The sequence below is a fragment of the Streptomyces sp. NPDC001770 genome, from assembly GCF_053596135.1.
In genome coordinates, this window is the sequence record NZ_JBSFFN010000010.1 from 146,920 (window position 1) to 168,472 (window position 21,553).

Annotated in this window: 19 protein-coding genes; 8 read left to right on the forward strand and 11 right to left on the reverse strand. The window is 70.0% G+C overall.

The window, feature by feature from the left end; all coding sequences use genetic code 11:
• From ACWCSV_RS11910 to ACWCSV_RS11920, 3 genes are read left to right on the forward strand one after another with little or no spacing between them, the layout of a single operon-like run.
• The gene (locus ACWCSV_RS11910) at positions 1-1,584 is read left to right on the forward strand and encodes a peptidoglycan-binding protein (protein WP_451141057.1); all 1,584 of its coding nucleotides are present in this window, start codon (positions 1-3) and stop codon (positions 1,582-1,584) included.
• Positions 1,556-2,077 carry a protease inhibitor I42 family protein gene (locus tag ACWCSV_RS11915; RefSeq protein ID WP_451141059.1) on the forward strand — a complete coding sequence of 174 codons (522 nt, stop codon included), beginning with the start codon at positions 1,556-1,558 and terminating at the stop codon, positions 2,075-2,077. The genes ACWCSV_RS11910 and ACWCSV_RS11915 overlap by 29 nt, the downstream gene beginning before the upstream one ends.
• Before the next feature lie 45 nt (positions 2,078-2,122).
• Positions 2,123-2,533 (forward strand): hypothetical protein, encoded by a 411-nt coding sequence (locus tag ACWCSV_RS11920; RefSeq protein WP_451141061.1) that lies wholly within the window; start codon positions 2,123-2,125, stop codon positions 2,531-2,533.
• Between the two features lie 49 nt (positions 2,534-2,582).
• On the opposite strand, the gene ACWCSV_RS11925 is transcribed toward ACWCSV_RS11920, so the two are convergent.
• Positions 2,583-3,536, reverse strand: a complete 954-nt coding sequence (locus ACWCSV_RS11925) for a helix-turn-helix domain-containing protein (RefSeq protein ID WP_451141063.1) — start codon at positions 3,534-3,536, stop codon at positions 2,583-2,585.
• Between the two features lie 590 nt (positions 3,537-4,126).
• On the opposite strand from ACWCSV_RS11925, the gene ACWCSV_RS11930 reads away from it, so the two are divergent.
• The gene (locus ACWCSV_RS11930; RefSeq protein ID WP_451141065.1) at positions 4,127-4,414 is read left to right on the forward strand and encodes a hypothetical protein; all 288 of its coding nucleotides are present in this window, start codon (positions 4,127-4,129) and stop codon (positions 4,412-4,414) included.
• Between the two features lie 121 nt (positions 4,415-4,535).
• On the opposite strand, the gene ACWCSV_RS11935 is transcribed toward ACWCSV_RS11930, so the two are convergent.
• The 3 genes from ACWCSV_RS11935 to ACWCSV_RS11945 form a co-directional block, all read right to left on the reverse strand.
• Positions 4,536-4,946, reverse strand: a complete 411-nt coding sequence (locus ACWCSV_RS11935) for an ATP-binding protein (protein ID WP_451141067.1) — start codon at positions 4,944-4,946, stop codon at positions 4,536-4,538.
• 302 nt (positions 4,947-5,248) lie between these two features.
• Positions 5,249-6,187 carry an aldo/keto reductase gene (locus ACWCSV_RS11940; RefSeq protein ID WP_451141069.1) on the reverse strand — a complete coding sequence of 313 codons (939 nt, stop codon included), beginning with the start codon at positions 6,185-6,187 and terminating at the stop codon, positions 5,249-5,251.
• Positions 6,184-8,082 carry a hypothetical protein gene (locus ACWCSV_RS11945; RefSeq protein WP_451141071.1) on the reverse strand — a complete coding sequence of 633 codons (1,899 nt, stop codon included), beginning with the start codon at positions 8,080-8,082 and terminating at the stop codon, positions 6,184-6,186. The genes ACWCSV_RS11940 and ACWCSV_RS11945 overlap by 4 nt, the downstream gene beginning before the upstream one ends.
• A 161-nt stretch (positions 8,083-8,243) precedes the next feature.
• Here ACWCSV_RS11945 and ACWCSV_RS11950 point away from each other — a divergent pair, with 161 nt between their 5' ends.
• From ACWCSV_RS11950 to ACWCSV_RS11960, 3 genes are all read left to right on the forward strand, one after another.
• Entirely contained in the window at positions 8,244-9,074 is an 831-nt protein-coding gene (locus ACWCSV_RS11950) for an amidohydrolase family protein (protein WP_451141073.1), read from the forward strand.
• A 101-nt stretch (positions 9,075-9,175) separates the two neighbouring features.
• Positions 9,176-10,162 carry an acetylxylan esterase gene (locus ACWCSV_RS11955; RefSeq protein ID WP_451141075.1) on the forward strand — a complete coding sequence of 329 codons (987 nt, stop codon included), beginning with the start codon at positions 9,176-9,178 and terminating at the stop codon, positions 10,160-10,162.
• A gap of 104 nt (positions 10,163-10,266) precedes the next feature.
• Positions 10,267-10,998: a GntR family transcriptional regulator gene (locus tag ACWCSV_RS11960; RefSeq protein ID WP_451141077.1), complete on the forward strand. Its 732-nt coding sequence runs from the start codon at positions 10,267-10,269 to the stop codon at positions 10,996-10,998.
• 80 nt (positions 10,999-11,078) lie between these two features.
• Here ACWCSV_RS11960 and ACWCSV_RS11965 read toward each other — a convergent pair whose 3' ends face one another.
• From ACWCSV_RS11965 to ACWCSV_RS11985, 5 genes are all read right to left on the reverse strand, one after another.
• Complete coding sequence (locus tag ACWCSV_RS11965; RefSeq protein WP_451141079.1) at positions 11,079-13,076, reverse strand: right-handed parallel beta-helix repeat-containing protein; 1,998 nt, start codon at positions 13,074-13,076, stop codon at positions 11,079-11,081.
• Between the two features lie 41 nt (positions 13,077-13,117).
• Positions 13,118-14,032 carry a carbohydrate ABC transporter permease gene (locus tag ACWCSV_RS11970; protein WP_451141081.1) on the reverse strand — a complete coding sequence of 305 codons (915 nt, stop codon included), beginning with the start codon at positions 14,030-14,032 and terminating at the stop codon, positions 13,118-13,120.
• A 6-nt stretch (positions 14,033-14,038) separates the two neighbouring features.
• A complete protein-coding gene (locus ACWCSV_RS11975; RefSeq protein ID WP_451141083.1) occupies positions 14,039-14,992 on the reverse strand; it encodes a carbohydrate ABC transporter permease in 954 nt (317 codons plus the stop codon).
• Positions 14,971-16,218: an ABC transporter substrate-binding protein gene (locus ACWCSV_RS11980; protein ID WP_451141085.1), complete on the reverse strand. Its 1,248-nt coding sequence runs from the start codon at positions 16,216-16,218 to the stop codon at positions 14,971-14,973. Before ACWCSV_RS11980 ends, ACWCSV_RS11975 begins: the two co-directional genes overlap by 22 nt.
• Positions 16,219-16,463: 245 nt before the next feature.
• Positions 16,464-17,723: an alpha-L-fucosidase gene (locus tag ACWCSV_RS11985; protein ID WP_451141087.1), complete on the reverse strand. Its 1,260-nt coding sequence runs from the start codon at positions 17,721-17,723 to the stop codon at positions 16,464-16,466.
• Between the two features lie 111 nt (positions 17,724-17,834).
• Between ACWCSV_RS11985 and ACWCSV_RS11990 the strand changes: the two genes are divergently transcribed.
• Positions 17,835-18,644 carry an RraA family protein gene (locus ACWCSV_RS11990; RefSeq protein ID WP_451141089.1) on the forward strand — a complete coding sequence of 270 codons (810 nt, stop codon included), beginning with the start codon at positions 17,835-17,837 and terminating at the stop codon, positions 18,642-18,644.
• A gap of 68 nt (positions 18,645-18,712) precedes the next feature.
• Here ACWCSV_RS11990 and ACWCSV_RS11995 read toward each other — a convergent pair whose 3' ends face one another.
• Positions 18,713-20,017 carry a BNR-4 repeat-containing protein gene (locus ACWCSV_RS11995; RefSeq protein ID WP_451141091.1) on the reverse strand — a complete coding sequence of 435 codons (1,305 nt, stop codon included), beginning with the start codon at positions 20,015-20,017 and terminating at the stop codon, positions 18,713-18,715.
• Positions 20,018-20,189: 172 nt separating this feature from the next.
• On the reverse strand, positions 20,190-21,491 hold the full coding sequence (locus tag ACWCSV_RS12000; protein WP_451141093.1) for an ABC transporter substrate-binding protein: 1,302 nt from the start codon (positions 21,489-21,491) through the stop codon (positions 20,190-20,192).
• Positions 21,492-21,553 lie beyond the last annotated feature (62 nt).

Sequence of the window (21,553 nt, forward strand, 5' to 3'; positions counted from 1 at the left end):
GTGTCTCTCTTCCCCTCTCCGTTCGATTCCCCTTCGGTCCGCCTCGCGACGCTCGCCGCGCTCTCCGAGAAGCTGCTCGGCGCCGGGAGCAAGAACGAGGTCCTCGACCTGATCGGCCAGGCCCTGTCGGTGCCCGAACCGGGCGGCGACCCGGGCACGCTGGAGAGTCTGGCGGACCTCTACCGCGGCCAAGTGGGGCCCCTCAGCAGTGTTTTCGACCGAGTCGACCGGGTGGGCCGCAAAGGAATTCCGGAGGCATGGGTCGGCGACACGAGCGTCCTCGCCTCCGACGTGGTGAAGGCCGCCGGGCGGTCCGTCACCCAGATGAGCGAGGCGTTCCACGGCTGCGCGACGGTGCTGCTCACGCTGGCCGACGCGATCGGCGCCGCGCGGCGCAAGGACGAGCAGGGCCGCGGGCAGCTGCTGGAGCAGAAGCAGATGCTCGGCGGCAAGGACGGATTCTTCGACAACCTGCACGAGAACGACAACGAGGAGTGGGACCGCAAGAACGCCGCCCACTTCGGCTCCTACGCGGTCGATCTGATGCACGCCGCCGTCTCCGAGGCGCAGGAGGCCACCCGCGTCGCGGCCCGGGACCTGAACAAGTGGGCCGCCGAGGCACGGGCCGGGAAGATGGGCACCAGCGAACTCACCGCCGTCGACAAGCTGATGCTCGCCGACACCGGTGTCGCGGGCGCGAACACCGAGCTGAACGAGATCCTCACGGCTGGCGATCTCGAGCGCGCGTCGACACGCATGGACCAGCTCAGCCTCGACGACGAGACCGCCATGGAAAGGATGCTGGCGAACTCGGACAGCCCCCAGGAACGCGCCTATCTGATGAAGGCGCTGGCCGCGGGCCACAGCGTCGACGAGATCGAGAGGTTCCAGGACAAGATCCACGGCAAGGACCCCGACTGGATGCGCCGGCACCTCACTCCGGTGGTCACCGCCGGGGACAGCATGGACGACGAGGGCCTGGCATCGGACGGTTCGAACAACAACAAGGACTTCGTCACGTTCGACGGCCAGCGGTGGATCCAGGGCGGCGACGGCTCCGAGGGCACCTGCGTGGCCTCGTCCACCGTCACGTCCCGCGCCATGGTCGACCCCCTGTACGCGCTCGAACTCACCGGCGGCCCCGACGGGCAGCAGGACGACCCCGACGCCTTCCGGCAGCGGCTGGTGGACGAACAGCACCGGCTGCACACCGAGGGCGACGGTGGCGAGAACTGGGGCGGCATGGGGCCCGAGGGGCAGGAACGGATCAACGACTCGACCGTCGGCCGGGCCACCGGCAGCGATTACCAGCGCCAGGACCTGGACAACGCCACCGACCGCAGGGCGGTCCTCACCGAAGTCGAGAAGTCGGTGGCGCAGGGGCGGCCGGTGCCGGTCGACGTCTCGGGCAAGGAGGGCGCCCACGCGATGACCATCATCGCCCAGGAAGGTGACATGCTCCAGGTGTACAACCCTTGGGGCGAGACCACTTGGGTCAGCGAGGACGACTTCATCAACGGCCACATGGGCAAGGCTTCCAACAGTGATCTCCCCAATGCGTACAGCGTCTATCTTCCGCGGTGACCGGGGCGGTGCCGCGGTCGCGGCCGTCGCGCTCCTCGCCCTCGCCGCCACGGGGTGCGGCTCGGGCGGCGACGGACCGGCCGGTGTCACCAGCCATTCGGTGAAGGACACCAGCATCACGGCCGAACCGGGCGAGCGCTTCTCGCTCACCGTCGACCAGAACGCCTCCACCCGCGAGTACTGGTACCTGGTCGACCCCGGGCCCGACGGCGCGGTGCTGGCCGACCGCGGGAAGGAGTACGCGTCGGACTCCGGCGACGAGCCGACACCCGGTGCCGCGGGCAAGCTCACCTTCACCTTCGAGGCCAAGGGCAAGGGGACCACCCGGTTCACGCTGCTGCACTGCACCTTCACCACGTGCCAGGGCAACACCTCCACGCGGCCCCCCGACTCGACCGGCCCCTCCGCCACCCCGGCCGCGGGGACGGCCTCCTCCTCCCCGTCCCCCTCGCCGGCTCCCGAGCGCATCACCTACACCGTCACCGTCAACTGACCGCAGCGGACCAGCCAGCTGGGACGAGATAGCCGAGGCCCCGCCATGAACGAAGCCCCGTACCCGCCGAACCTCGACGACGACGAGCTGGCCCGGCTCGACATCACCGTCCTGCTGCGTTACGGCCTCACCGCCGGACCCGGCCCCCGGCGCACCGCCCTGATCGGCGACGGCGCCGCGGCCGCGGCCGTCGTCCTGGACCGCCTGGGCACCGAGCCGCGCTCGGTCGCCTTCCTCGCCGACACCGTGCGCGCCGGCGGACTCGCCCGCGCCGTGGAACTGCCCGAGCCCGTGCCCGGCCGGGAGGCGGCCGTCCTCGTACACGCGTGGCTGCGCACCGGCGCCGAACTCGTGGGCGGGATCGCCGCCGACGACACCGCGGCAACCTGGCTGCACGCCGTCGCGACCATCATCGAGCTGAAGCAGCTGACCCGGGCGCGCGGGCAGAACACCTGAGCACCCGCCCCGCGCACAGGTGCGGGCGCGCGCCGCGCCATCCGCTTTCTCAGTCTCGGGTGCGCAGGGTCTCCGCTGGAGTCGTGCCGTAGAGCCCGCGGTACGCAGCCGCGAAGCGACCGACGTGCGGGAATCCCCAACGCGCGGCTATCCGAGTCACCGTGGCCGTGCCGGGCTCGGCGCTCTTCAGCTCGTGGTGCGCGCGGGTGACGCGCACCTGGCGCAGGTAGCCGAGCGGGCTCATGCCGGAGTGCCGGCTGAAGGCGTACTGCACGGCGCGCGGGGTGACGAACGCGGCGGCGGCGATGTCGGCCAGGCCGATGGCGCGATGGGCGTTCTCCTCGATGAACGTCCTGGCCCGGCGCAGGGTGTCGGTGTGGGCGTCACGGCTGTCGATGCGATGGCACTCGTCCCGGTACGCGGGGCCGGAGAGCGCGGCCAGGGCGACCGCGGCCAGATGCTGGGTGGCGGTGGCGACGACGAGTGGGTCCGGCGGGTTGGGCCCTGTCAGAACCTGGTCGCGGAGGAAGGCCACGGTACTGCCCAGCCGACGGTTGGCATCGACGTCGTGCGCACGCTGACCGGTGAGACGGACCGGTCCCGGGGCGGAGTGAGCGCCTGCGGCGGCCACCTGGTCGAGCACCGCAGGATCGAACATGGAGGTGGTGTAGCGCGCGGAGTGCAGGGCGCCGGTGTAGGGGCGGTCGGGAGGGGCGATGAGGAAGGTTTCGCCTGCGCCGTAGACCTCGTGACGTCCCTCGGTGGTGTCCACCATGGTGCCGCTGTGCACGGTGATCAGACAGACCTGGCCCAGCGGGTTGGCGGTGTAGGACATGGTGTAACCGAAGGTGAGGCGGTCGACGGTCAGGCCTTCGGCAGCGGTCCGTACGATGCGCGTCCGCGTGTCGCTGGGCCGGCCGCCGATCCGCATCGGCGTGTAGGCGCGCGACAGGAACTCCTCCGTCGCTTCCAGGCTTCCGCTGTCGAAACGCTCCGTGTTCATCCGTGCCTCTCCATGCGCGCTCCGGCGCGGCATTCCCGCCTCAGCGTACGACGCCGCCGCACGCGGTTCGTGGGCGCTGCCGGGCCGGCGCTGGGCCCACCGGTGACCGCTCGGGAACATCGGCCCGTGAGCGGCGATCTCCTCCACCGGCCGTCCCGTGGTCGCGACGGGTGCGGGACAACAGCTACGGCACCTCGCCGCACCGCCGCACCGCCGCACCGCCGGAACGTCCGCGTACATCCAGTGTGCGAACGCCCCTCCGCCCTGCGAAGCACCGCGTCGATGCCGCACACCGGCCCGTCAGGAATCACGGGGAGGGCCCTCAAGGTCGGAAAACGAAGTGCCGGAGCCTCTGCCGCGAAGCACCGGTCACCAGAAGCGGGCGCGTGGGTGTGCGGCGGCAGGGCGAGGGCACTCGTCGGGGCGGGCGGCCCACCGCGGCAGGGCCGGCCGTGCCATCCACGCACCGAGAGAGGTTTGCAGTGCTCACAGCTCACACCGCCCGGCACAGCAGTGGGCGGGCCGAGGTCACGGCGTACCAGGATGTCCACGATGGTCGATGCGTGCTGTACGCGCGGGGAGTTTTCGACATGGCCACCACCGGGGTCCTCGATGAGGCGATGGGACGGGCGCGGGTTCCCCACATCGTGATCGATTGTTCCGCCGTCACCTTCGCCGATCTCGCCTTTCTGCGCGCGCTGTCCGGCAGCGGATCCCAGGAGTCCCAGGACATGCGCATAGACGTGGTCGCACCGTCCCTGGCCGTACGCCGCCTCCTCGACGCCACGGCAACCACCAGCCGCTTCCTCGCGGCGGGACATTCCCGTTCAGTGTCATGGAGTGCTCCGGCGCGGACACCGTGCGCACCGGCGAACTGAACGCCTGACACTCCGGGGACCGTGCCAGAAGGACGACGTCGGATTCCTCCCGCCGGGGGGGAGAGGCCGGACGGATGCGATTCGGCGGCTCTTCGAGCCGCCGGATCCGCGGCAGAAAGCCTCAGGAGAGAGGAACGACGGCCTCGATGGTCTTTCCGGTGCCGGTCGGGGTCACCGACAGGCTCTTCGTCAGGCGGACGGCCATGGGCCAGCCGTAACCGCCCACGGTGTACCGGCCGGGGGTGCGTGAGCGGGTGACGGGAAGCTCGGTACTTCCGTCGCCGACCGACAGGAACAGTTCGTCGCCCGCAATCCGCGCGGAGAACGCGGTGAGCCCTCCACCGTGCAGGTATGCGTTGGTGACCAGCTCCGAGGTCACCAGGAGGGCATCGGCCCGCACGGCACCGTCCCGGCGGTCGTCGCCGGAGACGAACCGCTCACCGAGCAGCGCCTCGACCTGTTCGCGGGCGTCAGCCGCGCTCGCCGGGAGGGCGGCGACGGTAACGAGGACGCTTCCGAGTTCTTCGGTCACACCGCCTCCTCCACTGTCTGTCTGTAACGTCTCGCCGCTCCCATATGCCCGCCGAGCCCGGAAGTACGCAGGCCGCCGGCCATCTCGTGACCGCGACTTCCCGAGCGGTGCCCCCTGCCGGGTACCCCAGGGGGCAGCGCGGAGCGACAGATGGCGCCGCCGCTGTTTGCCGGACGACGGGCCGTCCCGCCGTCCGGCCCCGGGGCCGCCGGAATCACTCGACGTGGGGCCCGGCGGCCGGGCCCCCACTCGCGGGAATCACGCCACCGTCCCGCAGTGCTGCCCTTGCGTGCTCGGCGGCATCACGCGAGGCCGGGCACCAACTCCTGCGGAACGAAACCCGACTCGCCCAGCCGCCGCCACAACGCGTCCGGGACGGGGAACCGCGAGGCCGCCGCGTTCGCCGTGACCTCGGCGGCCGACCGGCAGCCGACGACGACCGACGCGACGGCCGGATGCAGGGAGGGGAACTGGATCGCCGCCGCGGCGAGCGGCACCCCGTACTCCGCGCACAGGTCGCGGCATCGCCGCGCGCGGGCCAGGGCCCGCTCGGGAACGGGACGGTAGTTGAACATCGCGCCGGGGGAGGGGTCGGCGAGAAGACCGGTGTTGAAGACCCCGCCGACGACGACCGAGGTGCCGGTCCTCGCGCACAGCGGCAACAGCGCTCCCAGCGCGTCGTGGTCCAGGAGCGAGAACCGGCCCGCGATGAGGACGACGTCCACGTCGAATTCCGCCACGTACGCGGCGAGCGGCGCACTGTTGTTCATGCCGAACCCGATCGCCCGCACCAGCCCCTCGTCCCGCAGGCGGCGCAGCGCCGGGTAGGCCGTGCGCCTGACCTCCTCCGGGAAGGCGTCCGCGTCGTGCAGGTAGAGGATGTCGACCGACGGCCGGTCCAGGCGGTCCAGGCTCGACTCCAGGGACGCGCGGATGCCGGACTCCGTCCAGTCCGTGACGACCTCGCCCGGCGAACCGTCGGGCTTCGGCCGCAGCAGCCAGCCCGTCTTCGTGGAGATCAGCGGCGCCGTGACGCCGGCCGGAGCCAGCAGGCGGCCGAGCCTGTCCTCGGCCTGACCGTGCCCGTAGCGCGGAGCCGTGTCGAAGTACGTGATCCCCTCGGCGGCCGCGGCCTCCAGCGTGGCCGCCGCGTCCGCCTCGGTCACCTCCTCGAACAGTCCGCCCAGCGGGGCGGTCCCGATGCCCAGGCGGGGCAGGTTGAAGGGCAGCCGGCCGGTCATCGCGCCTCTTTCCGGAACGGGGTGCCGCAGGTGGGCCGGGTGCCGCGCAGGGTCATCGTCAAGGTCAGCCGCACCTGGGTGCCTCCGGGCAGTTCCACGCGGCAGTAGGGGCTGCCCACGTCCTCGACGGGTCCGTCGTCGACCTGCGCGGTGTGCACGGCGTGTTCGGCGAACGAGCCCGCCTGCACCACCAGCGTGCGCGCGGTGCCACCGAGGTTGACCAGTTCCACGACGGTGCGCTCGGGGCGGATGTCGGAGACGAGTGCCGCGACGTCCGCGGGCAGCCCCGGCCGCTGCCCGGCCGCGTCGAAGTAACGCACATGCATGTGGGTGAGGCCCCCGTTGTAGAGCACCTGGGGGGAGCCGGTGGTCAGCTGCAGCAGTGCCTCCGTGACCACGGGGTTGAGGTTCTGCCAGTGGTGGATGTCGAGGATGCCGGGGCCCACCGCAGGGTCCACCGTGTCGTTCTCGATGGCCTCGACGCGCTCCGCGCAGGAGTCGAGGGCGCTGCGCAGCATGCGCTCGGGGAAGCCGGGGTTGCGGCCCTGGAGGAACTCGTACCACGGCTCCTCGTGGCCCGCCTCGTCCTTGATGCGCTGGGTGTGCACCGTCGTCCAGTCCCAGCCGGCGCCCGCACGCAGCCGCTCGATCCGTTCCCGATCCTGGTCCTCTCGACTGAAGTGCCACAGGGAGAGGGGAAGTTGGCCCGGCATCACGGTGAAGTCGAACCAGCCGGAGTCGTTGTGCCGCTGCGGGACCATCAGCGTCCGGCCGGCGTTCATCCCACGCAGATGCGGATTCCAGCGTTCGCCGAGGGTGCCCCGGCCGTCGGCACCGCGCTGCTCGCCCTGGCGCAGTACGGCGTCGAGCGGGTTGCGCGCCAGGTCGAGGTAGGCCGTATCCCCGGTCAGCAGGGCCGCGTTGGAGGCTCCGACCAGGGTGGCACTGCCCACGGGGGAAAGGCCGTGCGGCCAGGACCAGCCGTAGTGCGCGCCGTACCACCGGCCGCCCAGGTACTCGCCGACCCTGCCGCTGAGGCCCGCGTTGTCGGGAACGACCTCGTGCCCGTCGAGCCGCTCGTGCCAGGCGCCGACGTACTCGGCCACCCAGTCCGCGTAGCGCTGCTCGCCGCTGAGGAGGAAGGCGTTCGTGGCCAGCCCCGTCGCGGCGAGATTGACGATCGTGTCACCGCGGCCCATCCGGTCCCACATCGCACGCCCGTAGGAGCGGGCGCGCTCGGGGTCGGCAGCGAGCCGGTCGAAGGACGTGACGTCGTCCATCGCGTCGAGCGGCAGCCCGTACGGGCGCAGCGCGAGGCTCCACGGGAAGTACGGCTCCTCGTCGCTGAATCCCTCGCGCGGACCGGCCGATCCGTTGTGCGGTGCGCGCACGACCCGGTGCTCCGGGTCGTAGTTGGGGCCTCCAGGCAGATAGAGGTCGGCGAAACTGCTCGCCAGCGCGCGCAATTCGGGGTCATCGGGGTCGGCCAGGCACAGCCCGTAGAAGAGCAGCAGGCCCTCGCCCTGGTGGAACCAGTCGTAGCCGCGCTCCAACCCGCCCCGGAGCATGCCCATCTCGGTGAGCTGTGCGGACACGCCGCTCCAGTGCCGCCGCGCCGCCGCCAGGAGATCCGCGCTGCCGCCGAGGGCGTACAGCGTGGGCCAGTTGAAGAACGGCTCGTAGAAGTCGTCCACGCCGTCGCGGCCGTCCGGGCCCACACCGAGCGTGTCCCGGAAGACGAGGCGCCCGTCGCCCTCGGTGTAGCGGTCGGAGAAGAGCCGCCAGGCCCGGTCCTGACGGGCGAACAACTCCCGCTGGAGGACGGCCCAACGGGGTGCTTCGGCAAGGGTGCGGGTCGCCCGGAGACGGGGACCGGGCACCACGCCGCCCGTCATCGCCCCACCCCTTCGACCGAGTTCGCGCCACTGGTCCGCCGGTCCCTGGACATCAAGAACATCCGCCCTTCACAATCGACCATCGATAGCCGATGGTTAGACTCACCGGCGCGAGTCGCTCTGTCAATACTCGGGAACGGCACCTCAGGAGGATCCGGACCGTGATCGACTGCCATGTGCACCTGTGGGACCCGGCGCTGGGATTCCCGTGGATCCGACCGGGAAGCGTCCACCACCGGGCGTTCGGCATCGAAGACCTGGACGCTTCGGCGCAGGACACCGCCCTGACCGGCGCGATCCTGGTCGAGGGGTCCCGCGGCGACGCCGGCGAGACGCTTGACCTGCGCACCTGGCGGACCGGCCGCCCCGATCTCGTCGCGGGGTACGTGGGAAACCTGCACGTCCACGGCGACGGCGGCCCCCGGCGCTTCCGCACCCTGCTGCACGACCTGGGCGACACCCGCCCGAACGGCATGCGCCTGGGCGGTGCGAGCTGGGCGGACTGCCCGGAGTCCGCCCGCGCGCTGGTGCCGGAACTCGCCTCCGCGGGAGTGGTGCTGGAGCTCAACCTGGGCTCGGGGGCGCTCCGGGCGGCGGCCGGGGTGGCCGCCCGGCACCCGGAACTCACCGTGGTCGTCGACCATCTCGGCAACCCGCCGAATCTCCGGACGGGTGACCCCGGGGACTGGTACCGGGACCTGGAGCGGGCCGCCTCGGCGCCGAACGTGGTCGTCAAGATCTCCGGCCTGCTCACCCAGCAGCACGGTGTGCCGCCCGAACGCACAGCGGAGCTGGTCGGGCACGTGGTGGGCGCACTCGGTCCCGACCGGTGCCTCGTCGGCTCCGACTGGCCGGTGTGCCTGCCCCGCGGCAGCCGCGCCGACTCCCTGGAGCTCTCCTGCCTCGGACTCGGCCGCCTCCCGCACGACGAGCGCCGGCGAATCCTGCACACCAACGCCGTCCGGGTGTACGGACTCGGTCCGCGTGATTGACACCCGTCCGACCACCTTGATTCGATTCCCTCGATGATCGATAGACGATGAAAAAATCCACGGGCCGACCGGCCCCGACTTCGACGATGCGGAGACGCGACATGGCCCTGTTCGACCTGCCCCTGGACGAGCTGGAGCGGTACCGCCCGGTCCTGGACGAACCCGACGACTTCGACGCGTTCTGGTGCGAAACCCTCGACGAACAGCGGGACTTCGCTCCCACCGTGACGTTCGAACCGGTCCACAACGGGCTCGCCACCATCGACACGTACGACGTGACGTTCGCCGGATACGGCGGGCACCCCGTACGCGGCTGGCTGCACCTGCCCGTCACCCGCTCCGGACCGCTGCCCGCCGTCGTGGAGTACCTGGGATACGGCAGTGGACGCGGGGCCCCGCACGAGAAGCGGCTGTGGGCCTGCGCGGGTTACGCGCACTTCGTGATGGACACCCGGGGGCAGGGCGCCGAGACGCCCGACCCCGACCCGGCCTCCGGCGACATCGCCGCGCCCGGCTTCCTGACCCGCGGTGTGCTCGACCCGCGGCGCTACTTCTACCGACGGGTGTACACCGACGCCGTCCGCGCGGTGGCCGCCGTACGCACGCACCCCTCGGTCGACCCCACGCGCGTCACGGTCACCGGAACCAGTCAGGGCGGCGGTATAGCGCTGGCCGCGGCGGGCCTGGTCCCGGACCTCGTGGCCGTCATGCCGGACGTGCCGTTCCTGTGCCACTTCCCGCGCGCCACCACGATCACCGACAAGCCGCCGTTCGCCGAAGTGACCCAGTTCGTGAAGCTGCACCGGGAGCACGCGGGCACGGTCGCCCGTACGCTGGCGTACTTCGACGGCGTCACCCTGGCCCGCAGGGCGAACGCGCCGACCCTGTTCTCGGTCGGGCTCATGGACCACATCTGCCCGCCCTCGACGGGGTACGCGGCGTTCAACCACTACGGTGCCGAAGGCGGGGTCGACCAGGCGGACAAGCAGATACGCGCCTATCCGTTCAACGACCACGAAGGCGGAGGTCCCACCCACGAGATCGTGAAACTCGACTGGCTGGCCGAGCAGTTGGACGGCCCGGCCTGACGGCCGGGGGCCGCTTCTCGTGCATTCTCCACTTAGATTCCATCGATAGACGATGAGCGCGTACCATGACACAACTGGTTCACCCGTCGCAGGATTGGGAATTCATGGCATCGACCGCGTCGGCTGGGTTCGTCTCCACGCTGGCCACGAACAAGGACCGGTTCCGCAAGACCCTGATCTCGGATCAGGTCTACGAGCTGCTCCGCCAGGCCGTCGTCGACGGCGATCTCGGACCGAACGAGCGCGTGGTCGAGTCGGAGATCGCCCGGCGTCTCGGGGTGAGTCAGGCTCCGGTGCGCGAGGCGGTCAAGCGCCTGGCCCGTGAAGGCCTGCTCATGCACGTCCCGCGCCGCGGCCACTTCGTCGTCGAGATCTCCGCGCAGGACGCCGAATACGCCCGCCAGGTGCGCGAACCGCTGGAGCGGCTCGCCGCGCGGCTCGCCACCGAACACCTCACCGACGACCACCTCCGTGAACTCGACGCGCTGGTCGAACGGATGCGGGACGCGGTCGCCGCGAACGACGTGAGCCTCTTCCGCGACGCCGACATCGAGTTCCACACCCTGGTCAGCCGGATAGCGGGCAACCCGTTCCTGGCCCGGATGTGGGAGGTCATCGAGCCGAGCCTGCGGACCCTGAGGGCCATCTCCGACCCCCTGTTCGAGGGCGACTGGAGCGCGATGGCGGAGGAGCACGGCCGGCTCGTCGGACTGCTGCGGTCCCGCGACGCCGAGCTGGCGGCCGAAGCGTTCGCCGACCACGCGGCCGGCCGCGGACCGGTCCCGGACGCGCGTGAGGTGAAGAGCAAGCCACGCAGGGCCGCGGCCAGGAAGTGAGCGACACCCCCTGCGCCGAGGGCCCGAGCCGGACATCCGGCCCGGGCCCTCCTGCTTCAGGGGGTGTTACGGGAGCGCGCTCAACGGATCGCCCCCGCCACCCACTTCGGCGCCCCGTACTGGTAGGCGCCGAGACTCGGCGTGGCGTCCGTCGAGCCGTCATTGATGCCCGGCAGCGCGATGGCCTGGCCCCGGGCGGGGGAGCCGGCGGTCAGCCGGAAGTCGTGCCCGGCCGCGTCGACGAAGAGCGGATCGGTCTCCGCGGGGAGATTGTTCGAGAGCACCAGCCCGCCGTCGGTGGCACCGGTCAGCCCGCGAATGGCGCCGACGTTGTTGTAGATCTTCGTTCCGGTCGACTGCCCCGGCTCCTTGACGTAGAACAGGGTCATCCCGCCGGTGTTATTGTACACCCCGTTGTCGTGCGAGCCGGTTCCCAGACCGTTGAGCATCACCGTGCCCTCCCGGTTGCCCCAGCCCACGTTGTTCGCGATCACCAGGTCGCTCTGCCCGTTGTCGGCGTAGATGCCCGAGATCCCGAAGGTGGTGAGCGTCGTGGCCGGCTCCGGATCGTGCAGCACGTTGTGATCGATGGACGTCCCCATCATGTAGGCGCTGCAGCAGGTGTAGATCGCGGCGACGTCCAGGCTGAGGCGGGCGTACCCCGAGATGTCGTTGTACGCGATCAGGTCCTTGTCCGGGGTGAGGCCCTCCACCGCGTTCCACTGGAGGTTGATGCCGCTCCGGCCGACCCGGCTGATCGTGTTGTGGGTGACCGTCTGGCTGTTGCCCTGCACGGCGATGCCCGCCGCGTACGTCCCCATGTAGTCGACGTCGTGGATCACGTTGTTCGTGGCGGTGTTGTTCTGTCCGCGCAGGGCGATGCCGTTGCCCGCGCTCAGCGACAGATCACTGTTGATGATCTTGTTGTACGTGCCGTCGAGGACGATGCCCGTGTCGCCGACGCCGCGCGTCACCGTGCTGCCGCAGTCCGTCGCGCCGCGCGTGATGTCGGTGTAGTGCGACAGGTAGGTACCGTCGATCGCGTCCAGCGTCACATCCGTGCTGGTCGGTCCCGTCCTGATGGTGGAGGCGAACAGCCCGACGCCCGCAACCGTCGTGTGACTCACGGCCGTCAGGTCGAAGGCCAGGGTGCGGGTCTTCGCCTCGACGGTGTGCGCGGCCGGGTCGTCCTCGCTGTAGAGGTACAGACGCCTGGCGGTGGGGTCGTAGAACCACTCGCCCGGGCGCGAGAGTTCACCGATCTTTCCGGACAGGGCGTACCGCGTCTCCTTCGGCACGACCTTGTGCACGCACGGAGGCGCCACGTCGAGCGTCACCGAGCCGACGGCCGAGCTCTTCACCGTGCCGGTGGCCGAGATGTACCAGTAGCCGGTCAGGGCCCGCGCACCGTCCCAGTAGCCGGCGGGCCGGGTCAGGGCCGGGTCCGCGATCGTCGCGTCCGCGCTGCCCGTGTCCGCGTACTGCAGTGCGGGGTCCAGCAGGTCGAGCCCGGGGTAGGGCCACTGCGCCTCGACGCCCGCCTTCCGGTCGGTGAAGACCTGCACGGTCGTCACGTCGGAGCCGAGGTCGGCGGAGGCGCTGTAGACGTGTCCGGCCGCCACCGCGGCGCTGAACGCCGAGTTCTGCGCGTACGGATCGCTCTCGGCGATCTCGGAGACATCCGCGCCGGTGACGGGCGAGAAGCCCTGGACCGGCGCGGTTCCGCTCAGCGTCACCTCCGCCCCGGGCGCCGCCCGGTAGGTGATCGGCAGTGCGGCGGTGCCCGACCGGGCCGGCACCACGGTCTCCGCGTACGTACCGGACTGGATCAGACAGGTGTCCCCCGGCCCCATGACGTCGGCACACCGCTGGATGTGCTGGAACGCCTGACCCGTGGTGGTGCCCGTGGCGGAGTCCTGGCCCGACGGGGCGACGTAGTAGACCACGCCCGCCAGGGACGTGTGCGGATGCGGGTGCGCGGCGGCCGGAACGGCGGCCGTCACCACGGAGAGCGAAGCGAGCAGGGCGGCTGCGGACCACGAGCCCGTACGGGGGCGTGGCCACCATCTCCTCGACACTGAATGGTCCTTTCTTCTCCGGAGGGAAACGACGTGCCCGCTCATCCCTTCACCGCGCCCACCGTCAGACCGCTGATGATGTGGCGCTGCATGTAGATGAAGAAGATGATCACGGGCGCGACGGCGAGCAGAAGGTTGGGGAACACCTTCGTCAGATCGGTGGAGTACTGGCTGATGCCCGCGTAGATCGCCGTCGTCACCGTGTAGTGACCGGACGACGGGCTGAGCAGGATCTGCGGTGAGATGAAGTCGTTCCAGATCCCGATGGAGTTGAGGATCAGGACGGTGACGACCGCCGGACGCATCAGCGGGAAGATGATGGTCCAGAACGTCCGGTAGCGGCCCGCGCCGTCGATCGTCGCCGCGTGGTCGATGTCCACCGGGATCGCCCGGATGAAGCCCACGAAGAGGAAGATGCTGACGGGCAGCGTCGAGGCCACGTCGTGCGCGACCAGGCCGGTCACGGTGTTGGCGAGGCCGACCTCGCGCAGTACGTAGATCACCGGGATGATCACGGCCGCACCGGGGATGAACGTGCCGGCCAGGAAGTACAGCAGCACCAGCTGCGTCCGCTTCCTGAGGCTGCGCGCGATCGCGTACGCGGCCGGTCCCGCCAGCGCGATGCACAGGACGTCCACGGCGACGACGAGGAAGAGCGTGAAGCCGTAGCCGCCGATGACGTTGTACTGCGGATTGCCGATGGCGGCGGACATGTGCTCGAAGGTCAGACCGCCCAGTGGGATCGAGAACGGGCTTTCGAGGATGTCCTGTTGGGACTTGAAGGCGTTCACGACGAGCAGGTACACCGGCACGATCATGACGACGAACAGCAGGCCGAGGAGTACCCGGCGCAGGGGAGAACTGGCCTCCCGCCGTTCCGTCGGATGGACCTCGGCGGCGGAGACCGGTGCGGTCCGCGGCCTGTCGTGGACCCTTGGTTCGGTGACGACCACCATCGGCTCCTAACCGGTCGCAGCTTGGTCTTGGCGGTTGCGCAGCGCGGTCACGACGAGGGCGAGCGCGGCGGAGACGACCATCAGGAAGACCGCCTGGGCCGTCGCGTAGCCGACCTTGGTGCCCTCGAAGGACCGGGCGAGAATGAGATAGGTGAAGGTCTGCGTCGAACCGGCCGGACCCCCGCCGGTGAGGCTGACCACGATGTCGTACGCCCTCAGCAGGCCGACCAGGTTCAGTACGGTCGCCACGGTCACGACGGGCGCGATCATCGGGACCACGATGCGCAGATTGATCTGCCGCTTGTTGGCGCCGTCGATCGCCGCCGCCTCCAGGAGCTCGGCCGGAACGGTCTGCAGGGCGGCCACGAACAGGACGACGTTGAAGCCGAATCCGGCCCACACGATGACGCCGATCAGCGTGTACAGCGCGAACTTCTCGTCGAAGAGGAAACCGACCGGCTCCATGCCGAACTTGGCGAGGGTGTTGTTGATCGCCCCGTTCGTGCCGAGGATCGCCGCCCACAGATAGCCGAGGATCAACGCGCTGATCACGTGCGGGAAGTAGGCGACGGCACGGAAGAAGGAGTTCGTACGGGACTTGTCCTTGAGGATCAACGCGTACACCAGGCCCAGGCCCACCATCAGGGCGGTGCCGATCGAGGTGATCAGCGCGGTCACGTACCAGGCCTGTGTCGAACTCGGGTCATCGAAGAGGTGCTTGTAGTTCTCCCACCCGATGAGCTTCGCGGTGGAGAAGCCGTCCCAGTCCGTGAAGCTGAGGTAGACCGCCACGCCCACGGGCACGATCGTCAGTACCGTGTACAGGAGCACGGCCGGGCCCATCATGCCGAACGTGACGGCGGCCTCGCGGAAGCGGGCCCGTCTGCGGCCGGAGTCCGCACGCGGGGAGGCGGCGACGGATCGCCGTGCCCGCGGCGTCAGTTCTGCGAGTTCCACCACTTGTCCAATCCGCGCGCGGCATCCTTCGCGGAGGTGCCCGTGTACAAGGACTGGATCTGCTTGTTGAGTTCGTCGCTGAACCCGGCGACCGGCTGGTTCTCACCGGACTTCACCAGGACCGACGGCGTCGCGTCGAGGATCTTCTGCACCGCGGTCCCGAGGCTGGACATCGGATAGCTGAACCCCGGACGCAGGTTGCCGTCCGCGGCCAGCTGGCTGCGGATCGCCTCCTTGTCGGTGACCAGCCACTTCACGAACTCGATCGCCTCGGCCTTGTGGTGCGACTGGTCGACCACCGTGTAGGGGTTCGAGACGTTGCCGAACTGGCCGGACGGGTAGGCGCCGTCGGTCGGCATGGTGAAGACACCGATCCCGTCGCTCTTCTTCGCCGCGTCCGCCGCGGGCACGAAGAAGGAACCCATCATGTACATCGCCGATTTGCCGTTGAGGAAGGACGTCTGCCCGTCGGTGTACGTCAGCCCCAGCGCGCTCTTCCCGAGGTACCCCTTGTCGATCCATTCCTCGTAGCGCTTCAGGTACGGCACATAGCCGCTGTCGGCGAAGGAGACCTCGCCGTCGTTGCGCTGCTTGATCCACTGCGGGTTCCCGGTGAGCACACCGGCGTCGGCCATCATCGAGAACTGACCGCCCGTCACCCACTGACCTGCGGTCTGCAGCGGCGCGTAGCCCGCCGACTTCAGACGGCCCATGGCGGCGGTGAACTGGTCCAGTGTCCGGATCTCCGTCGCGTCCACGCCGGCCTTCGCGAAGGCCGCCTTGTCGTAGAAGACCAGCGACTGGATCTGCTCGCCCACGCCGACCATGTACGTCCTGCCGTCGACGGCGTACTGGTCGACCAGCGGAGTGTCCTTCGTCCAGGCCTGGTCGGACAGGTCGGCGAAGAGCTTGACCGTGTCGGGGGCCGGGACGATCTGCTGGGCGATGTCGGGCGGGTCGCCGGCCGCGAGGTCCTGGGTGAGCTTGGCGTTGGCCGAGATGGTGCCCGTCAGCTCCAGCTTCACGTGCACGCCGGGATGGCTCTTCTCGTACGTCGCGAAGAGGCCCTTCCAGTACTGCTCCGTCAGGTTCGGCGAGATGTTGACGATGATGCGGAGAGTGGTGCCCCCCGCGGCCTCGTCGGACCCGCTTCCTCCGCAGGCGACGGCGGAGGCCATCACCAGCGGAGCCACGGCGAGTGCGGAGGCTCGGTGCCACTTGGTTCTCATCGGACACGCTCCATTGCGTAGTCATGAATAATCGATAGCCGAAGTGCGGCGCAGGCGTTCGTTCGGGATTCGGCAGGAAGGGGAGGGGGATGCCGCGTCGGCACGGTGCGGGCGGCTCCCGGCAGGCGTAGCAGTAATCGCCTATCGATTGCTGATGCTAGGGGTGGCGTCCCGCATGTTCAAGGGTGCTGCCGAAACCGCTTGCTTCCGTCGTCCTGCTGCCCGGTCGCACGTCCTCCGCCCGGTCATGCATCCAACTCCTCTTTTTCCAGAAAGAGTTCGATCACCGGCAGCAGTACGTCCGGCCGCGCCGTGGGCAGGGTCAGGGTCAGGGTGCCCGGCGGCTGGCTCGGCGGGGCCAGGTTGTTGTGTTCGTGGCGGGTGCCGTCGATCTCGTGGAAGGCGATCTCCGAGCCGTCATGGAGCAGTTGGGCGTAGCGCACCCGCCCGGCGAGACCGGGGAGATGGAGGTGCCTGAGCGGCCAGGCGAGCAGGTGCAGATAGAGGCGACGGCCCGCCTGCGTGTACAGGGCGTTCGCCGGCGGCCGGAAGGAGGACGGTCCGGCGCCGTGCACGGCGCGGGCGTGCGGGGCGCTCCACTCCGCGATGGCCCGCAGGGTGTCCCGTGCCCGCCGGTCGAGCGAACCCCTGCCGTCCGGGCCGACGTTGAGAATCAGATTGCCGCCGCAGGAGACGGACTGGACCAGCATGCGGACCAACTGGGCCGGGTCCTTGTAGTCGTGGTTGTCGCGGTCGTAGCCCCAGGACCCGTTGAGGGTGTGGCACGCCTCCCACACCACCGGCACTCCGTCGCGCTCCAGCGGTCGGTCGGGCTGGTACTGCTCGGGCGTCACGTAGTCGCCGGGTATGCCCAGCCGGTCGTTCACGAGGATGCCGGGCCGCAGTTCGCGGACCGTCTCCATGAGCTCCTTCGCACCCCACTGCTCCGGCCCCATGCCGGGGTACGTGAAGTCGAAGAAGAGCAGGTCGACATCGCCGTATTTGGTGAGCAACTCGCGCACCTGGCCCCGCATGTACGCGCGGTAGCCCGCCAGGTCCGCCGTTTCCAGGCCGGCCGCCCGGCCGCGCAGCGGATGGTGCTCGTCGACCGGGAAGCCGGGGTGGTGCCAGTCGAGGAGCGAGTAGTAGAGGCCGACGCGCAGACCTTCGGCGCGCATCGCCTCCGCGAACTCGGCCACCAGGTCCCGGCCGGCCGCGCGCACCGAGGTGTAGTCGGTCAGCGACGAGTCGAAGAGGCAGAATCCGTCGTGGTGCTTGGCGGTGAGCACGGCGTAGCGCATCCCCGCCTTTCTTGCCTCCCGGGCGAGTTCGCGGGCGTCGAAGCGGTCCGGGTCGAACCGCTCGAAGTAACGGTCGTACCCGGCCTGCGACATGGCCTCCCGGCTGCGTACCCACTCGTGCCGTGCGGCGAGGCTGTACAGGCCGAAGTGGACGAACAGGCCGAAGCGCGCGGTCTGGAACCAGCCGCCGGATGCAGTGGGCAAGGAGGTCTCCTGACGGATTGACAGCACTAATCGATAGGAGGTTATCTACCATCGATAGGCGATGATGTCACTGGTGTTGCGCGCGGAGCACGCGCGCGGAGAGGCACGGACATGAACCCGAGCAGCAGTCAAGGAACGTCCGCAGCGGGGGAGACCCCGGTCTACGAGTCGATGCGGTCACCGGTCCACACCTCGTCCTTCCGGAGACCGACACGGCGGATGGTGGACGCGCTCGCGGACGTGAGCGCGGCGACCGCCTGCGCGAAGCTGCACCAGATGGGCATCACCCGGACCTTCATCGACGGGCCCGTTCCGCTGCACCGGGAGCCGGACGTCAAGGTCACCGGAGGCGCGGTGACCCTTCAGTTCCTTCCGCAGCGCGAGGACGTCTTCAACGGTGCCGAACAGGAGGACATCGAGCGCAGGACCCCGCTGTGGGGCGTGCTGGAGTCGATCCGCCCCGGCGACGTGCTGGTGATCGCGGCGCAGGGGAGCCACTTCACCGGCTGTCTCGGCGACATGCTGGTGCGCTACTTCAAACTGCGCGGCGGCGCCGGGATCGTCGTGGACGGGCGGGTGCGGGACGCGGCCCGGATCCGGGCCCTCGGAGTACCGGTCTGGTGCACCGGGGTCACTCCGCACTACGCCTCGCAGACCGAGCTCTTCCCCTCCGCGTTCAACGTGCCGGTGGGTGTCGGCGGCACTCTGGTCACACCGGGGGACCTGATCGTGGCCGACGAGGACGGCGCCGTGGTCGTACCGCAGGACCGGGCGGTCCCGCTGGCCGAGGATTCGCTCCTGCACCAGGACCGCGAGGCGTTCGCACGCCGCCGCCTCGACGAGGGGGGCCTGCTCTCCGACTACTACCCGCTCACGGGCGAGGGGCTGGACGAGTACCTGGCGAGCAGGACGGCGACCTGACGGAGCGCGCCGTCCGTACGGGGGACGGACCTGCCCCGTACGGACGGCGCGAACGGCATGCTCCTCCCTCAGCGGAGGCCGTAGTACAGGGAGTTGTGCGCGGTGTCCGGAAGGTAGAGCACATCGTGACCGTCCGAGTCCCGTCGCACCGCGAGCCGGTCCGCGCTCACGCCCGGCGCGGCGGACTGCGCGGTCCATGCCCCATCGGCCGACTGCGTCGCGGAGTAGACCCGGTCGGTGCCCGAAGTGGTCACGTAGTAGACCCGCTTGGTGTCCGCCTCGTCCCAGGTGATGCCGAGGGCGGCCGCGGTCTGTCCGCCGGAGTACACGATTTTGTCGACCCAGTCGCTGCCGCTCGGATAGGCGTAGTACACGCGGAAGTCGCCGCCGCTGTCGGCCGAGCGGTAGCGGTAGGCGACCTTCGGGGTGGAGCCGTCGAGGGTGAGCTTGGCGCTCTGCACCGCCGGACCGGTGTAGGCGTTGTCGATGCTCCACTCCTCGCCCGCGGTGAGGTCCTGGATCACGTCGGAGGTGGCGGGCGTGACCGGGGTCGTGACGGTCGCGCCCGTACTGTCCGCGAAGGCGCCGGTCGACGGGGAGTAGGTCAGGTACGAGAGCTGGTGGCGGAACGCGGTCGCCGGCGCCTTCGCCCACTCGAAGAGGATGTGCACGCGGCCGGCGGCGTCCACCGTGATGTCGTCGGGGTACACGGAGCGGTTCAGCGCGCCGGCGAAGGTCGCGACGGTGCTCCAGCGGGAGTTGGCGTTGTCCCAGCGGTACAGCTTGCCGGGGCGCTGGTCGGAGCCCGCACCGACCCGGGCCGCCAGATACAGGTCGCCGTTGGGCGCGGTGGTGATGACCGGGTAGGTGATGCCCACGCCCTGGTCGGGCAGTTCGGACGCGTGGTCGGTGACGTCGCCGCCGGGGGCCTCGGTGCGGAAGTAGCGCCAGGCGTTGGCGTGCATGGAGGTGAAGACGTGCAGCCGTCCGCTGCCGTCACGGGCGACCGACGGCTGGTTGTGTCCGTTGTCGTCGGCGAACTCCGCCTGCTGCCCGTCGCTGTTCAGCAGCGGCAGCTTGCTCCAGACTCCGTCCGGGTCGCGCCGTGCGATGGCGGGCCGGTGCGTCGCGGCCGTCGATCCCGGCTCGTTGAAGGCGAAGTAGGTGTACTGGCCGCGGCCCTTGTACGTGGCCACCGGCGTCCACCAGGCGGCCTGGTTCGACGAGTCCATCGTGTACGGGACCTTCTCGATCACCGTCGCCGCGGCTGCCGTGCCCTGCGCGGTATCGGCCCCGGCGGCCGGTACGGGCAGGAGAAGGGCGGCCAGGGCCGTGGCCGAGGCGGTGTACGTGCGTGCCGTGGGACGTCGCATGATGAGCTCCTTTGCTCTTCGCGGGTGCGGGCGTGAAGATGACGCGGACGGCGGCGGCCCGAAGGCCCGCCGGCCGCGGCTGTCGTGCGGGGTGGGGTACGGGGGCCCGGCGAGGGCCGTGCCGCGTTCGCCGGGCCGGGATGCGGTGCTGGAGGCCGTGTCCGCCCGGGCCTCAGCGCTTGATGAAGGCGGCGATCTCCTCGCCGGCCCGCTTCATCGCGTCCTTCGGCTTCGACGTGCCGACGAGGACGGCCTGCACCTGCTTGGCGACGGCCTCCTCGATCTGGGAGTTCTGCGCGAACTGCCAGAAGGGGCTGCCGGTCGCCGTCTTGGTGATCCTGCTCGTCCACTCCGTGGAGAAGGTGTCCTTGGCGACCTCGGGAGCGGCGAGCCCCGCGGTGGTGGACGGCGGCAGCGCGCGCTCGGCGAAGTACTGGGAGGTGGTGGCCAGGTCCGTGGTGGTGTGCAGCGCGAACTCGGTCGCCGCGTCCTGCCCCTTGCCCTTCACGATCGCGATCACACCGCCCCACAGCAGTGCCTGCGGCGTGTCCCCGGCCTTGAGCACCGGTCGTTCCATCGGCTGCATGGCGTCGGCCAGCGTCTTGTCCTTCGACTGGGCGGAGGTCACGCCCTTGCCGATGATCGCGTCGTCGTAGAACGCGGCCTTGCCCTGCCCGAACAGGGCGCGCGCGTCGAAGCGGTCCACGTCGGCGGCGATCAGCTTCTCGTCGTGCAGCTTCTTGTACCAGGTGACCGCGTCGATCGAGGCGTCGTCGCCTATGGTGACCTTCCCGCCGTCGAGCAGCTTGCAGCCGAAGGTCTGCATCCACGGGAAGATGTCCTTGAGCTGCGCGACCTTGGTGGCCGCCGCGTACGGCACCACACCGCCGCCGAGTCCCTTCAGCTCCCGCAGCGCCGCCTCGAACTCCTCGACGGTGGTGGGGTGCTCCTTGATCCCGGCCTTCTCCAGGAGCTTGGAGTTGGCGATCACACCGATCGAGCCGGTGTTCCACGGCAGCCCGTACTGCTTTCCGTCGTACGTGCCGCTGCTCAGCGCCACGTCCGTGTAGCCGCCCTTGCCGGCCACCGGGCCGAGGTCGGCCAGCTTGCCCATCTGCGCCATCGCGGCGAGCCAGGCGATGTCGAGGTGCACCGCGCCGGTCGTCTCCCCGCCGCCCAGCTTGAGGGTGAGCTGGCTCAGGTACTCGTTGTACGGGTACGAGACCGCGCGGATCGTGGAGTTCTGGGCCTTCTCCCACGCCGCGATGATCTTCTCGATCGACGGCTTGGCGGCTTCCTCGTTGAGCGACCATGAGGTGAAGTCGAAGTCCTTGGACTTCGGGTCGCCGCCGTTGGTGGTGGAGCCCGCGCCGGACGGCGCGCAGGCGCTGAGCACACCGGCGCCCGCCAGACCGAGCGCGCCGATGCCGAACATGCGCAGCGCGCCGCGGCGGCTGATGCCAGAGGTGGTCATGATCTCTCCATGGGGGAGTGTGCGGGAGGGGAGGTACGTGCGGGCGCGGGACGGTCCCGCGG

Coding starts and splice junctions, on each gene's coding strand:
- ACWCSV_RS11925 (WP_451141063.1), bottom strand. CDS start 3,536: ATGAACACGGAGCGTTTCGACAGCGGAAGCCTGGAAGCGACGGAGGAG.
- ACWCSV_RS11990 (WP_451141089.1), top strand. CDS start 17,835: ATGAACCCGAGCAGCAGTCAAGGAACGTCCGCAGCGGGGGAGACCCCG.
- ACWCSV_RS11920 (WP_451141061.1), top strand. CDS start 2,123: ATGAACGAAGCCCCGTACCCGCCGAACCTCGACGACGACGAGCTGGCC.
- ACWCSV_RS11945 (WP_451141071.1), bottom strand. CDS start 8,082: ATGACGGGCGGCGTGGTGCCCGGTCCCCGTCTCCGGGCGACCCGCACC.
- ACWCSV_RS11995 (WP_451141091.1), bottom strand. CDS start 20,017: ATGCGACGTCCCACGGCACGCACGTACACCGCCTCGGCCACGGCCCTG.
- ACWCSV_RS11930 (WP_451141065.1), top strand. CDS start 4,127: ATGGCCACCACCGGGGTCCTCGATGAGGCGATGGGACGGGCGCGGGTT.
- ACWCSV_RS11915 (WP_451141059.1), top strand. CDS start 1,556: ATGCGTACAGCGTCTATCTTCCGCGGTGACCGGGGCGGTGCCGCGGTC.
- ACWCSV_RS11940 (WP_451141069.1), bottom strand. CDS start 6,187: ATGACCGGCCGGCTGCCCTTCAACCTGCCCCGCCTGGGCATCGGGACC.
- ACWCSV_RS11970 (WP_451141081.1), bottom strand. CDS start 14,032: ATGGTGGTCGTCACCGAACCAAGGGTCCACGACAGGCCGCGGACCGCA.
- ACWCSV_RS11980 (WP_451141085.1), bottom strand. CDS start 16,218: ATGAGAACCAAGTGGCACCGAGCCTCCGCACTCGCCGTGGCTCCGCTG.
- ACWCSV_RS12000 (WP_451141093.1), bottom strand. CDS start 21,491: ATGACCACCTCTGGCATCAGCCGCCGCGGCGCGCTGCGCATGTTCGGC.
- ACWCSV_RS11955 (WP_451141075.1), top strand. CDS start 9,176: ATGGCCCTGTTCGACCTGCCCCTGGACGAGCTGGAGCGGTACCGCCCG.
- ACWCSV_RS11960 (WP_451141077.1), top strand. CDS start 10,267: ATGGCATCGACCGCGTCGGCTGGGTTCGTCTCCACGCTGGCCACGAAC.